Origin of the sequence: Shimia sp. (genome assembly GCF_039969785.1) — a bacterium.
Lineage (GTDB): Bacteria > Pseudomonadota > Alphaproteobacteria > Rhodobacterales > Rhodobacteraceae > Shimia.
On the sequence record NZ_JBDVNC010000022.1, the window covers coordinates 127,485 to 140,387 of the forward strand.

The following is a 12,903-nucleotide window of genomic DNA, read 5'->3' on the forward strand; positions in this document are numbered from 1 at the left end:
TCTTGAAACAAAAGCGATGGCCTGAAGTAGACAGGCCATCGCCTTCCCGCGTTTAATTTGGCGACGAGCACCTCAATGAAGCACCTCAATGACAAGGACGTCGCCTCTGGCCTGATGTTCATCCTATTCGGTCTGATCGCTTTGTTTTTGACATCAGAGTTCGATTTCGGATCAGCCGCCCGCCCGGGACCAGGGTTCTTTCCGATTGTATTGTCGGTGCTTTTGATGCTGATCGGCGCGGCGATTTCAGGCTGGGGCCTTTTGCGCCACGGTGATCCCATTGCACATTTCGCACTGCCCCCCCTAATTCTGATCACCGCCGCTGTCTGTGTGTTTTCTTTTTGCATCGAACCTTTTGGATTGGTTCCGTCGGTCATTCTGGCGGTCCTCATTGCAAGCTGCGCACGGCCCCATTTCGGGAACGTGCAGCGGTTCGTGCTGGCGATTGGACTGGCTGCCTTCAGCGCATTGTTATTTGTGGTCTTGCTGAATTTGCCAATTTCGCTTTGGCCGGTGTAGGAGGCGATTTGTGGAACTGCTCAGTAATCTCGAGTTAGGCTTTGCAACAGTTCTCACGCCTGAGAACCTGATGTTCTCCTTCTTTGGCGTCCTTCTGGGCACCTTGATTGGCGTGCTGCCCGGCCTTGGACCGCTGGTCGCGATTGCGGTCTTGTTGCCGTTCACATTTGGTCTGGACCCAGTGTCGTCGATGATCATGTTGGCCGGTATATTTTACGGTGCGCAATACGGCGGCTCAACAACGGCCATCCTGATCAATCTACCGGGCGAAGCGTCGTCCATTGTCACCACGCTGGACGGTCACGAGATGGCCAAGCGCGGCGAGGCTGGCAAAGCTCTGGCCACCGCGGCCATCGGGTCTTTCTTTGCGGGTTGTGTGGCGACTGTCCTGATCGGAATTTTTGCGCCACCTCTGGCCGAGCTTGCCTTTAAGTTTGGCCCCGCCGAGTATTTCTCGCTGATGGTCTGCGGCCTGATTGTGTCGGTTGTACTGGCCAACGGATCGGTGCTGAAGGCCATTGGAATGATGGTTTTGGGGTTGTTGATCGGCCTCGTCGGCACCGACGAACAATCCGGCTTACAACGCATGACTTTGGGCGTGCCCGAATTGTCAGACGGGCTTGCCGTTGCGGCAATCGCCATGGGCATCTTTGGTCTTGGCGAGATTATGCGCAACCTTGAGGACTTTAACAGGCGCGATTTCACTGTATCCAAAATCACCAGCCTGATGCCCGGCCGGGACGATCTGAAACGTATTTTTGCTCCAATGGTGCGCGGAACTTTTCTTGGGTCTTTTCTAGGCGTTTTGCCGGGTGGCGGGGCCTTGCTGGCCTCTTTTTCCGCCTATGCTCTGGAAAAGAAAATCGCGCCAAACCCCGACGATTTTGGGCGCGGTGCCATTCAGGGCGTTGCCGCCCCCGAGGCCGCCAACAACGCAGGCGCCCAGACGTCTTTTATTCCCATGCTGACCCTTGGCATCCCCTCAAATCCGGTTATGGCGCTTATGATCAGCGCGCTGGTCATTCAGGGGATTGAACCGGGCCCTGCCGTCATTTCGGACCACCCGGAACTGTTCTGGGGCATCATTGCGTCAATGTGGATTGGCAACCTGATGCTTTTGTTGCTGAACCTTCCGCTGGTTGGGCTTTGGGTGAAACTCGTATCCATTCCCTATAAAATCCTTTTTCCAATTGTCATCGTTTTTGCCTGTGTCGGCGTTTTCAGTATCAATAATTCGGCTTTTGCGGTCTTCACAATGGCTGGGTTTGGCGTATTCGGCTACGTCTTGAAAAAGCTGGAATGTGAGCCCGCGCCAATGATCCTTGGCTTTATTCTGGGGCCAATGATGGAAGGTCATATGCAGCGGGCTCTGCTGATCTCGCGCGGGGATATATCTGTGTTCGTGCGCGAACCGATCAGTGCCGGATTGCTGGCTGTCGCTGCAGTGGCTCTGATTGTTGCGGTTTTGCCAAGCGTAAACAAAACCCGGAAAATCGCGATGGTTGATGATGACTAATCGGGGTGGGATCAGGGAATGGTGACAAAGGGCCAATTAAGGGGCGCGGCCCCTCACGATGCCTTTGCTAGGCAAAGGCATCGCACACCCCGGAGTATTTCTGGCAAAATGAAGAGGCTCGAAACTGCGTGTTTGGCACGTTCAGGGCTTGACGCGCTGCCGTTGTGCGCGTTTTTCTTTGCCGTCAATGAAGGGGTCGAGAATGGCACATCTGTGGGTCCGGGCGGAGCAACGCCTCAACGAAGATCGCGTCGGGCTAACGCCCGAGGGCGCGAGGGCGCTTTTGGACAAAGGCATCCGTGTCACGGTTGAGAAAAGCTCGGTGCGCGCAATCCCGATTGACGGTTACGTGGATGCAGGGTGCGAGATTGCGCCGGAGAACAGCTGGCCCGATGCGCCCGGGGACGCGATCATATTTGGGCTCAAAGAACTGCCCGAAGATGGCACCCCCCTGCACCATCGCCACATCATGTTTGGCCACGCTTACAAGGGCCAGCATTCTGGCAAGGCTTTATTGCAACGGTTCAAAGCGGGCGGCGGCACGCTGTATGATCTGGAATATCTTGTGGATGAGACCGGACGCCGGGTCGCGGCATTTGGCTATTGGGCGGGATATGCCGGCGCGGCGGTCACGCTCAAATCCTGGGCGGCGCAACAGCGCGGCGCGGTATGTGGGCCGGTTGGGGTTTATCCGGGCAAGGACGCACTTTTGGCGGAGCTTGGCGCAGAGCTGGATGCGCTGAACCGCGCGCGTCCCAGCGCCCTTGTCATTGGCGCATTGGGGCGTGTCGGTTCAGGCGCTGTGGGTTTGTTGTCGGCCATGGGATGTAGCGTCACCAAATGGGACATGGCCGAAACCGCAAGCGGCGGACCGTTTCCCGAAATTCTGGACCATGCGCTGTTCCTGAACTGCATTTTCGCCCGCCCCGGCACGCCGGTATTTGTTCCCAAATCTGCATTGTCCGCCCCTCGCGCGCTCAGCGCGATTGGCGATGTCGCCTGTGACCCGGACAGCGATTACAACCCCGTACCGGTCTATGATCGCGCTACCACATGGGACCAACCGGTTGTGCGCGTCGCCACTGTTCCGGTACTGGATGTGATGGCCATCGACAACCTGCCCTCAATGCTGCCGGTTGAAAGCTCTCAGGATTATGCGGCGCAATTGCTGAACACATTGTTGAGTGTCGACGACCTGTCCGGCGGGGTCTGGACACGGGCTGAGGCCGATTTTGTGCTCCACTCCAAAGAGCTTTAAAGACTGCCGGACACTTCAGCTTTGGGTGTCCGGCACTTGAAGGCGCATACGTTTATCCGGCTGCTGCGCCAATCCGCGCTGTTTTGCGCAGCCATTTTTCGACCAACCCGTCCTTTGGGTGGCTGGCCCCGCTAAACTGCGTGATCTTTAGCGGTTTTATGCCCACAAACCCCAAAATCTGACCTTTGAGCTGCACCATCATCGCATTGCGATAGAGCAACTGAAAGACCCAGCCGGGTGTGTCCGACAGCATCAGAACCCGCCCCGTCCGCCCACCCAGCAATGGCGCGGGCAAGCCCAACCGTGTGGTGTTGCGCGTATCAAACGCGAATCCCGGTAGAAACGCGCGGTCAAACAGACCTTTAAGCTTGGCGGGCACGCCCCCCCACCAGACCGGCGTTGCAATCACAATATGCTCGGACCACGCGATATCGTCCGTGACCTGCTGCAACGCGGGTTCCAGCGGCTTTTTGTTCACATAGCCGCCAAATCCGTAATCCGGGTCAAACTCCAGATCATGCAGATGCGTCAGCCGCACGTCATGGCCCGCGTCCCGTGCCGCGCTGGCATAGGTTTCGGCCATGCTTTTGGTCAGAGATGTTTTGGCCGGGTGGCCGTTCAATACATAAATGCGTTTGCCAGTCATGTCGGTATCCTCGAATCGCTTAAATTGACCATGGTCATTTTATTGATCAAAATACTGACCGCGGTCAATATAAAATTTGACCACGGTCAGTTAACGTGCGAAAACACCATATGGCCAGAGCAGCTCAAAAACGCACATTGGAAACCCGCGCCCGGCTTGTGGCGGCGGCAAACGCAGTCATAGACGAAGTGGGCTATCAGGGGCTTCGCGTCGAACATGTGGTGTTGCGGGCGGGCGTGGCCAAGGGTACGTTTTTCGCCCATTTCCGCGACAAAGACGCGTTGATGGAATTGCTGATCGGGTCACGAATCAACACATTTCTCGACCAGATTGAAACACTTCCGGCCCCGCAATCAGTTGACGATATGACAGACGCGCTGATGCCGATGATGCAATTCATGACATGTGAGCGGTATGTCTTTGATGTGATCATGCGCTATTCCGGCGCCGCCGCCTGCGAAGACATCGGGACCATCGCGACCACATTCGGACGCCAGATCGACGTCATGATCTCATGGCTGGCAGATGGTCCATTTCGCAAGGACATCAGCGCGGAATTGCTGGCCGAGGGCGTTCAGGCCTTTAGCGTTCAGGCCATGGCGCTGATCTTTTGTGCGCTGCACAACGAAACCGATCTGCGCGCCCGAATGACGCTCTACCTGAATGCCTGGCTGACACCTGCATCCTGGTAAAGCGCCGTCACACGACGCCGGGTGTGATGCCCTCGCCAATCAGGGTTTCGGTTTTTTAGACGGAAAAACAGCATCTTAAACCAGCTAACAGAGAGCAGGCATCAGCCACCGCGCACAAGACCGTCTTCAGCATCTGACAGGGACAGGCCAAGTTCTTCCATGCCGTTTTCCAGATGGTCCGACAAATGCGGTGTGCCCAGCAAATAATCCGACGTCGGCGTCGTCGCCTCTCGCTTGGCCGTCTGAATGGCTTCGGCCAGCTCGTCTGCGGCAAAGGCATCCCGTCCGACCCACATAACCGCCACAAGGCTCGCCTGTTCGTCTTCGTTCAACCGGTCAATAAAACCGCGCAATTCGCCTTCGGCCCGGTCCAGTTCCCGCGACATCAGCACAACCTGCGCCACTTTCCATGCGGTAATTTCAAGCATTTTGCGGCTCCTATCTGTTCGCCCACCCCCATCTCGCCCGAAAGCATGCACCCCGTCCTTGATCTTGCGCAAATCATTTTTCTGCGCCATCTGGCAGCGCCGATAACTGGACGCAGGGCAAAAACGGCACACACATCGCTTCAGGACATGTCGCGGCCCGGCTTATCGCCGCCAGCGCTCCCGCCCCTTTTCAACGCGGCAAGCCGCGCCTCAAAGCGTTGGGCATGGCGGCTGCGCCGCGGTTGCGCCTGACGGTCAGGTTTCCGATTTTGTCAGCGGAACCACCTTGCCGTCATCCGACGCCAGCTCTTCGAAATCAAAATTGTCCAGCCGCCGGGCACGTCGCCCGGCTTTGTCTGCGCTGATCTTGATGTCGGAAATATCCTTGGCCGCCTGCCCGAAATGCCGGTCCAGATTTTCCACCCGCGTGCCCAGCCGTTCTACATCTGTATAAAGCAGCCCCAGCTCGCGTCGGATCGACCCGGCCTGTTCCCGCATGCGTGCGTCTTTCAGGATCGCGCGCATTGTATTCAGCGTGGCCATGCAGGTCGTCGGAGACACAATCCACACACGCGCCGCAAACCCCTCGCGGACGAGTTCCGGGAAATTGGCGTGCAGCTCTGCATAAACCGCCTCGGACGGCAAAAACATCAACGCGCCATCTGCCGTCTCGCCTTCCAGAATATAGCGCTCGGAAATATCCTTGATGTGCTTTTTGACCGACGTGCGCAGCATACGCGCTGCTTCGTTCAGTTCGTGTTGCGTCTCGGCATTGCGCAGCGCTTCATACGCTTCCAATGGGAACTTGCTGTCAATCACGATGGGCCCGGGCGGGTTGGGCAAGTGGATCAGACAATCGGCGCGCTTGCCATTCGACAGCGTATGTTGCAGCGCATAGGAATCCTTGGGCAGCGCTTTGGACACAATATCGTTCAGCTGGATCTCGCCAAACGCCCCGCGGGTCTGCTTGTTGCTCAGAATGTCCTGAAGGCTCAGAACATCGCCCGACAATCGTGTGATGTTGTCCTGCGCCTTATCGATGGTCTTAAGCCGCTCTTGCAGTTCGCCCAATGAATGCGCTGTGCGCCGCGCTGACCCTTGCAGGTTCTCCGTCATCTGCTGGTTCACCAAAGCAAGCCGCTTTTCCATATGCTGCAACAGATTGGCCTGCGCCGCCGCTTGACTCTCGACCACTTGCGTCAGCCCGCCCGCAAGCTGTTGCTGCCCATCACCCAGCGCCTGCACCCGCTGTCCCAATGCGCCCATCTGGTGCGCCAGCGGCTCGGCCATTCGGGCAGAGCGACCCGCAGCGCGCACCGACAGAACCAACAGCACGATCACCACGGCGGCAATTCCCAGCCCGGCCACTTCGGCCCCGCTCAACGTATAATCTGCAATTGTGATCATTCCTGCCCTATCGTATTTGTCCGCCCGACCATCAGGTCGGGCCGTGTCATCCGGCCCCTCCGCGGGGGCGGGGGACACGCTTCAGGTTCGGCCAAACAGCCGTTCAATATCGCTCAGCTTCAGTTCCACATAGGTCGGACGCCCGTGGTTACACTGCCCCGAATGCGGCGTGGCTTCCATCTCGCGCAACAGCGCGTTCATCTCATCGGCCCGCATGCGCCGCCCGGACCGGATAGACCCGTGGCACGCGACCCGGCTCAGGATCGCTTCAATCCGCGCCTGCACCAAAAGACTTTCGCCCTGATCATCCAGCTCATCCAGAATATCCAGCACCATCGCCCGCGCATTCACCTCGCCCAGAATGGCAGGCGTTTCGCGCACCGCAATGGCCCCGCCGCCAAACGGTTCAAGCGTCAAACCCAGATTGGCCAGAGGTCCCTGCACCGCCAGTATCCGTGCGCAATCCCCGTCGCTCAGCTCCACAATTTCCGGGATCAAAAGCGCCTGCGCCGCCACACCGGTCTCAGCCATCTGGCGCTTCAGTTTCTCGTAAACCAACCGCTCATGCGCGGCATGCTGATCAACAATCACCATGCCCGTCGCGGTCTGGGCCACGATATAATTCTCATGCACCTGCGCGCGCGCCGCGCCCAGCGGCAAGCCCTCAGCCGGGGTGTCTGCGCCGACATCCTCTGCCTCATCCAATACCGGCTCGACCCGCGCACTAAAGGCACCGGACAGCTCGGAAAAGCCTGCCTCGGGCGCTGGCGCCTGTGCATTATAGGACGCAATTCTGGCGCCCAATGATGGCCGGTCCATCTGATACACCCGCGCCGGACCCGTTTGCTCGGGGCGCATCGCGCCCAGCGTCGCATCCGCCACCGTGCTTGATGCCCGGTGCCCCGCCTCGGCCAGCGCATGGCGCAACGCACTTACGATCAACCCCCGCGCAAGCCCGGGATCGCGAAACCGTACTTCGGACTTGGCCGGATGCACGTTCACATCCACCAGATGCGGATCACAGTCGATGAACAACGCCGCCGCCGGATGCCGGTCCCGGCTCAGAAAATCGAAATACGCGCCGCGCAACGCCCCAACCAGCAATTTGTCCTTGACCGGACGTCCGTTCACAAACAGATATTGCGCAACCGATGACCCGCGCGAATAAGTCGGCAAAGCTGCATAGCCCAGCAACCGCAACCCATGCCGCGTGGCATCAATCCTCAGCGCGTTTTCGGCAAATTCACGCCCCAAAATCGATGCCAGCCGCCCATGCAACGCGTCAAACAGATCGCCATTCTCCGCCTCAGCGCGAAAGGTCACGCGCCCCTCACCGCCGCCCGTCACGTCGCGCAATGTGAAGGCTATAAACGGCTCGGCCATCGCCAGCCGTTTTACCACATCTGTGATCGCCTGCGCTTCGGCCCGATCACTGCGCATGAATTTTAACCGTGCCGGCGTGGCATAAAACAGATCGCGCAATTCTACGATGGTGCCGGCAGACAACGCAGCGGGCCGCACCGCGCTCATCTGACCGCCTTCAACCGTGATTGAGGCTGCATCCGCCCGTCCAACGCGCGATGTGATGCTCAACCGTCCCACGGCGCCCAAAGACGGCAGCGCCTCTCCACGGAACCCAAATGTGTGGATGTCCAGCAAATCCGATCCGTCGATCTTGGACGTGGCATGGCGCGATAATGCCAGGGGCAATGCGTCGGCCTCAATGCCGCATCCATCGTCCGACACCCGGATCAACGTCTTGCCGCCATCGCCATAGGCCACGTCCACACGCCGTGCTCCGGCGTCGATGGCATTTTCAACCAGCTCTTTGACGGCAGAGGCCGGACGTTCCACCACTTCCCCGGCTGCAATCCGGTTGATAGCCGCGTCATCCAATTGGCGGATTACAGGCGTTTTTTCGCTTATGTTGGGGTCAGATAGAGGCATACCGCAAAACCTAGCACGTCAGGCCGCGATTCTGCCACACCTATTCGGCGCTATTATCAGCGTCGCGCGCCGCGTCCAGCCACGCCCGTATCTCGGACAATCGTGGGGTGATTTCATCCACATAGCCTGCCGGAAACGCCTCGGCCAGCCCCTTTAAATCCGGTGCCACTTGTTGAATGGCTGCCTCACGCAGCGTCGCGCCCTTGTCGGTCAGCCACACGCCCTTGGACCGCCCGTCTTTGGGGTTGGGCCGCATCTCGATTAACCCGCGTCGCTCCAGCCCGGCCAGTGTATTGGTCATGCTCGACTTTGCCACCTGAAAGGCGCGGGCAATCTGCAAAGGTGTCTGTCCGCCGCCCAGCCTTGCCAGATGGTTCAACACGCCAAACATCGGCGCACTCACCCCATCCGGCAGCCGCTTTTCCAACATCGTGCGGCTCAGCTGCGCGATGATGCCAATTTCAGTCAGGAACGAGAAATACGGGTTCTTCATACGAGGCAGACTATGTCAGGAAATCCTGTAATGCACGTCTTGGCGCGGGCGACAATTCCGCCTGCCCGGTGACCTTGCCCACACGCGCCAACATCTGCACCACCTGACCTGCCTCTGCCAGCTCGGCGTGGATCGCGCGATATGGCTCTGCAACCGCCTCGTATTCCTGCAACGATTGCTGGTTGGGATGCACCGACAATCCCAATCCGGTGGCGGCCAGGTTCATCCGCACATAAGCGCGCCCGGCATTCACCTGCGCCTCCCTCGAATTCCCGTCAGACACAATCCACAAATAGGCCGGGGTCGCGGTCATATCAGCCTGCATTTTCTGGATCTGCCCTTTCACGGCCATCGACTCGGGTTCGGGCATGACAGTTCGGTCAAACAGGCCTGTTTTGGACAATACCACGGGCACGGGCGACGTCACGGATATGCCGTCGCGATGCGCCAGAATTTCCTGGGTGCCGACGCGCAGCACACGCATGGATTCCATAAAGGCCCCCTCGGTCACCATCTCGATCTGCATGGCGCGGATCGCAATCTCACGCACCCGGGCAACCTCGGTCGGATCAGTGACAACGCCTGACAAAACGGAATGCCCCGCGGCTGCAGTGATCAGCGCGTCAGCTTCGCTTGCCGTCACCGGACGCGACACATCATACGCCCGCCGATCTGTGCGGCGCGCCAGAATCTGTGCAAACAGCGGGTCGCGCGTAACCTTTCGATCCGGCGTCAGCGTGATACGCACCGCGCGCCGCCCATCAAGAAACTCCCCGGGGGCGCCGTCAGGGAACAGCTCAAATTCGGCACGAACCCCCATGTCGCCAGCCGCCACTTTCAGAGTCTCAAGAAAGCATCCCAACCCCAACAATATCTGACGGCTATAAGGGTCCGTCTCGGGCAACAGACGGGTGGTGTCATGCCGGATTGTGATCGTATCCGGGTCTGACAGATCCGCAATCCACGGCTGCATATTGTGCGGATTGGGCGCGAGAATGGCATAAGACAAACACCGTTCGCGCAAATCTGCCACCTGCCCGGCCGAGCGCCACCCCTGCAAAGCCGCATCAGGCATCGCAACTTGAGACGCGTGAAACCATTTGGCCGCCCCCGCCGTGGTCGCCGCCAAAACAAGCCCGCCACCAGCAAGCCGTATGAATGATCTTCGGTTCATGACACACCTCATTAGTTCGATATCGAATTAAATAATACGATATCGAACTAAAATCAAGATATAGATTGTTTCTTTGTGGATGCCCCGGCAATCGACCACGTCTAACCGTAGATGCAAGGTCTCGTTCCAGTTCTTATTTCTGCGTGCCATCCGGCAAAGCCCGACACCTGCGTCAATTCACACGTTGATCCATTCGATAGATTGAATATATCAATTCCCACGCAGCCCAAATTGCGCGGGCCGGGCCACCCTGCCGCCCGCAGAACACCAGTCGCACCGGATCAAGGATCAAGCCAATGGACATCAAGACCATCACCGCCCAACTCTCGGTTTCTCCTCAGATCACCCCGGCCGAGGTCAGGGATCTTGCAGCAGCCGGGTTCCGCTCGATCATCTGTAACCGTCCCGACGGCGAAGCGGCGGATCAGCCAACCTTTGAAGAGATCGAAACTGCTGCGAAAGCCGCGGGGATCGAAGCGCGGTATCTGCCGATCGTTTCAGGCAAGGTTCAGGACGAAGACTCCGACGAATTTGAACACGCGCTTTTGGAACTGCCCGGGCCGGTATTTGCCTATTGCCGCACCGGCACCCGCTCGGCGACACTCTGGTCGCTGGCGCAGGCGAAAACCATGGAGCCAGCGGCCATTCTGGCGGCCACCAAAGCGGCCGGGTATGATATGGCGGGTGTGGTGCGGCGCATCGTAAACGGCGGCAAAACACCAACTGATGCAGCCGACGCAGCCTTTGACGTGGTGATCGTGGGCGGGGGCGCGGCAGGCATCGCCGTGGCGTCGTCACTGTTGTCACGCAAACCCGGGCTGGACGTTGCAATAATCGATCCGGCGGATATTCATTATTATCAACCCGGCTGGACCATGGTCGGCGGCGGGGTTTTTGACGCGGAAACCACCGCCAAGACCATGGGCTCGCTGATCCCCAAAGGGGTGCACTGGCTCAAATCCGCAGTCGCGGCTTTTGAACCCAAAGACAACGCCGTCATTCTGGATGGTTGCCGGGTGGTGAAATACAACCGCCTTGTGGTGTGTCCGGGGCTCAAGCTGGACTGGCACGGGGTTGACGGGCTAGTCGAAACGCTGGGCAAAAACGGGGTTACGTCAAATTATCGCTATGATCTGGCGCCTTATACGTGGGAACTGGTGCGCGGTCTCAAAAAGGGCCGCGCGCTGTTTACACAGCCGCCCATGCCAATCAAATGCGCCGGCGCGCCGCAAAAGGCGCTCTATCTGTCGGCCAATAACTGGGAAACCATGGGGGTTCTCAAAGACATCGATGTCCAGTTCATGAATGCTGGCGGTGTGCTGTTTGGTGTCAAAGATTACGTGCCCGCGCTGATGAACTATATCGAGCGCTACAATGCGGATCTGAATTTCTTCCACAATCTGGTTGCGGTGGACGGCCCGGCCAAAACGGCAACTTTTGCGGTGAAGAAACCCGATACGGACCCGGAAACCGTGACGGTCGAGTTTGACATGATGCATGTCTGCCCGCCCCAGACAGCCCCGGATTTCATACGTGTCTCACCACTGGCGGATGCAGGCGGGTGGGTCGATGTCGACCAATCCACACTGCGCCACAAAGAGTATGACAATGTCTGGTCGCTGGGCGATGTGATGAACGCCCCCAACGCCAAAACCGCCGCCGCAGCGCGCATGCAGGCCCCGATTGTTGCGGAAAACCTTGTCGATGACATCAACGGCATGTCCCCGACTGCCATCTATAACGGCTATGGGTCCTGCCCGCTGACGGTCGAGCGCGGCAAGATTGTGCTGGCAGAGTTTGGTTATGGCGGCACGTTGCTGCCGTCTTTCCCAAAATGGCTGATCGATGGCACCAAACCCACCCGCGCGGCGTGGATCCTCAAGGAACAGATCCTGCCCCCGGTCTATTGGAAGGCGATGTTGCGCGGCAAGGAATGGATGGCCAAGCCAGAGAAAGTATCGGCCAGCTGATTTCTGTAAGGCACGCAGATCGTAATCCAGCGGCGTGCGCTTTGCGCACACAGGTTTAGTGAATTGGCACCCGGCCTTACGCGTCTTGATACAAGTGACGCATGTCGGGCCCTTCAACGGTGTACATATGCACCCAGATATAAGCGTGCTGGAACGCCGCCACGATCAGCGCCTGCCATGATCCCAGCAACAGCGCAAAGGCCCACAGTCCCAGAAATCCAAAGGTGTACATAGCGTTTTGGGACCAGCCAAACGCGCCCTGGCGTACAATTGGCATATCTGCGTAGTGATCATAGAAATGGTCCCCACCTAACGCGCGTTCAAAGCTGAAATAGCGTTTCACACAATACATCGTATAGGCCGACAGCCCCAAAAACACCGCGCCCAATGGTATGCCGATCCAGACCGGCACCCCAAGGCTGCCCCGGTCCAGCACCGCTACGATCAGGATCGTGACCGGACGCGCGACCAACAGCGGAAAGAACAACATACCCCAGACCTGCAAGTCCCCCTCTTCGAACATCCGGGTCATCAGGCGGCGATGCAGTTGCAGGCGAAACACCACTGCCACCATGACTTGATGCAGCACCGCCAACCAGATCGACACCCACGCCCAGCACAGGCTGTCCATCCACAATAAACCGCGCTGCCCGGTCTGCCCCTGCAAGAACCACGCCGCCCCCGCCAGCATAAATCCCAGAATGATCAGGTGCTGGCCCTGACCTTCGAAAATCTGCGCCCAGCTTGATTTGCTTCGGATCTCTCTGAGGGTCGCCATGCTGTCTGTCCTTTGCCCATGATCGCTGAATGATCGTCAGATGTGACGCTTGCGTCAATGTATCTGACGGGCCAA

General features: G+C 58.5%; 12 protein-coding genes. 5 read left to right on the forward strand and 7 right to left on the reverse strand.

Going from position 1 to position 12,903, the window contains the following annotated elements; all coding sequences use genetic code 11:
- Positions 1 to 75 precede the first annotated feature (75 nt).
- The 3 genes from ABJI08_RS11885 (at position 76) to ABJI08_RS11895 (ending at position 3,293) form a co-directional block, all read left to right on the forward strand.
- Positions 76 to 519 (forward strand): tripartite tricarboxylate transporter TctB family protein, encoded by a 444-nt coding sequence (locus ABJI08_RS11885; RefSeq protein ID WP_348402056.1) that lies wholly within the window; start codon positions 76 to 78, stop codon positions 517 to 519.
- A 10-nt stretch (positions 520 to 529) separates the two neighbouring features.
- Positions 530 to 2,035, forward strand: coding sequence for a tripartite tricarboxylate transporter permease (locus ABJI08_RS11890; RefSeq protein WP_348402057.1), 1,506 nt, complete (start codon positions 530 to 532; stop codon positions 2,033 to 2,035).
- A gap of 202 nt (positions 2,036 to 2,237) precedes the next feature.
- Positions 2,238 to 3,293, forward strand: coding sequence for a saccharopine dehydrogenase (locus ABJI08_RS11895; RefSeq protein ID WP_348402058.1), 1,056 nt, complete (start codon positions 2,238 to 2,240; stop codon positions 3,291 to 3,293).
- Between the two features lie 52 nt (positions 3,294 to 3,345).
- Here ABJI08_RS11895 and ABJI08_RS11900 read toward each other — a convergent pair whose 3' ends face one another.
- Positions 3,346 to 3,939 carry an NAD(P)H-dependent oxidoreductase gene (locus ABJI08_RS11900; RefSeq protein WP_348402059.1) on the reverse strand — a complete coding sequence of 198 codons (594 nt, stop codon included), beginning with the start codon at positions 3,937 to 3,939 and terminating at the stop codon, positions 3,346 to 3,348.
- A gap of 110 nt (positions 3,940 to 4,049) precedes the next feature.
- On the opposite strand from ABJI08_RS11900, the gene ABJI08_RS11905 reads away from it, so the two are divergent.
- Positions 4,050 to 4,631, forward strand: a complete 582-nt coding sequence (locus tag ABJI08_RS11905) for a TetR/AcrR family transcriptional regulator (protein ID WP_348402060.1) — start codon at positions 4,050 to 4,052, stop codon at positions 4,629 to 4,631.
- Between the two features lie 101 nt (positions 4,632 to 4,732).
- Here ABJI08_RS11905 and ABJI08_RS11910 read toward each other — a convergent pair whose 3' ends face one another.
- The 5 genes from ABJI08_RS11910 to ABJI08_RS11930 all read right to left on the reverse strand — a co-directional run bounded on the left by ABJI08_RS11910 (position 4,733) and on the right by ABJI08_RS11930 (position 10,080).
- Positions 4,733 to 5,059, reverse strand: a complete 327-nt coding sequence (locus tag ABJI08_RS11910; RefSeq protein ID WP_348402061.1) for a DUF3775 domain-containing protein — start codon at positions 5,057 to 5,059, stop codon at positions 4,733 to 4,735.
- A 255-nt stretch (positions 5,060 to 5,314) separates the two neighbouring features.
- On the reverse strand, positions 5,315 to 6,466 hold the full coding sequence (gene rmuC, locus ABJI08_RS11915; protein WP_348402237.1) for a DNA recombination protein RmuC: 1,152 nt from the start codon (positions 6,464 to 6,466) through the stop codon (positions 5,315 to 5,317).
- An 81-nt stretch (positions 6,467 to 6,547) separates the two neighbouring features.
- A complete protein-coding gene (mutL, locus tag ABJI08_RS11920; RefSeq protein ID WP_348402062.1) occupies positions 6,548 to 8,413 on the reverse strand; it encodes a DNA mismatch repair endonuclease MutL in 1,866 nt (621 codons plus the stop codon).
- A 40-nt stretch (positions 8,414 to 8,453) separates the two neighbouring features.
- The gene (locus ABJI08_RS11925) at positions 8,454 to 8,906 is read right to left on the reverse strand and encodes a MarR family transcriptional regulator (RefSeq protein ID WP_348402063.1); all 453 of its coding nucleotides are present in this window, start codon (positions 8,904 to 8,906) and stop codon (positions 8,454 to 8,456) included.
- 10 nt (positions 8,907 to 8,916) lie between these two features.
- Complete coding sequence (locus ABJI08_RS11930) at positions 8,917 to 10,080, reverse strand: twin-arginine translocation pathway signal protein (protein WP_348402064.1); 1,164 nt, start codon at positions 10,078 to 10,080, stop codon at positions 8,917 to 8,919.
- Between the two features lie 296 nt (positions 10,081 to 10,376).
- Here ABJI08_RS11930 and ABJI08_RS11935 point away from each other — a divergent pair, with 296 nt between their 5' ends.
- Positions 10,377 to 12,050, forward strand: a complete 1,674-nt coding sequence (locus ABJI08_RS11935) for a TIGR01244 family sulfur transferase (protein WP_348402065.1) — start codon at positions 10,377 to 10,379, stop codon at positions 12,048 to 12,050.
- Positions 12,051 to 12,126: 76 nt separating this feature from the next.
- On the opposite strand, the gene ABJI08_RS11940 is transcribed toward ABJI08_RS11935, so the two are convergent.
- A complete protein-coding gene (locus tag ABJI08_RS11940) occupies positions 12,127 to 12,828 on the reverse strand; it encodes a methyltransferase (RefSeq protein ID WP_348402066.1) in 702 nt (233 codons plus the stop codon).
- Positions 12,829 to 12,903: the final 75 nt, after the last annotated feature.

Bases quoted from the DNA above. Each gene is read 5' to 3' on its own strand.
- ABJI08_RS11885 (WP_348402056.1), top strand. From the start codon at position 76: ATGAAGCACCTCAATGACAAGGACGTCGCCTCTGGCCTGATGTTCATC.
- ABJI08_RS11895 (WP_348402058.1), top strand. From the start codon at position 2,238: ATGGCACATCTGTGGGTCCGGGCGGAGCAACGCCTCAACGAAGATCGC.
- ABJI08_RS11900 (WP_348402059.1), bottom strand. From the start codon at position 3,939: ATGACTGGCAAACGCATTTATGTATTGAACGGCCACCCGGCCAAAACA.
- ABJI08_RS11905 (WP_348402060.1), top strand. From the start codon at position 4,050: ATGGCCAGAGCAGCTCAAAAACGCACATTGGAAACCCGCGCCCGGCTT.
- ABJI08_RS11910 (WP_348402061.1), bottom strand. From the start codon at position 5,059: ATGCTTGAAATTACCGCATGGAAAGTGGCGCAGGTTGTGCTGATGTCG.
- rmuC (WP_348402237.1), bottom strand. From the start codon at position 6,466: ATGATCACAATTGCAGATTATACGTTGAGCGGGGCCGAAGTGGCCGGG.
- mutL (WP_348402062.1), bottom strand. From the start codon at position 8,413: ATGCCTCTATCTGACCCCAACATAAGCGAAAAAACGCCTGTAATCCGC.
- ABJI08_RS11925 (WP_348402063.1), bottom strand. From the start codon at position 8,906: ATGAAGAACCCGTATTTCTCGTTCCTGACTGAAATTGGCATCATCGCG.
- ABJI08_RS11930 (WP_348402064.1), bottom strand. From the start codon at position 10,080: ATGAACCGAAGATCATTCATACGGCTTGCTGGTGGCGGGCTTGTTTTG.
- ABJI08_RS11935 (WP_348402065.1), top strand. From the start codon at position 10,377: ATGGACATCAAGACCATCACCGCCCAACTCTCGGTTTCTCCTCAGATC.
- ABJI08_RS11940 (WP_348402066.1), bottom strand. From the start codon at position 12,828: ATGGCGACCCTCAGAGAGATCCGAAGCAAATCAAGCTGGGCGCAGATT.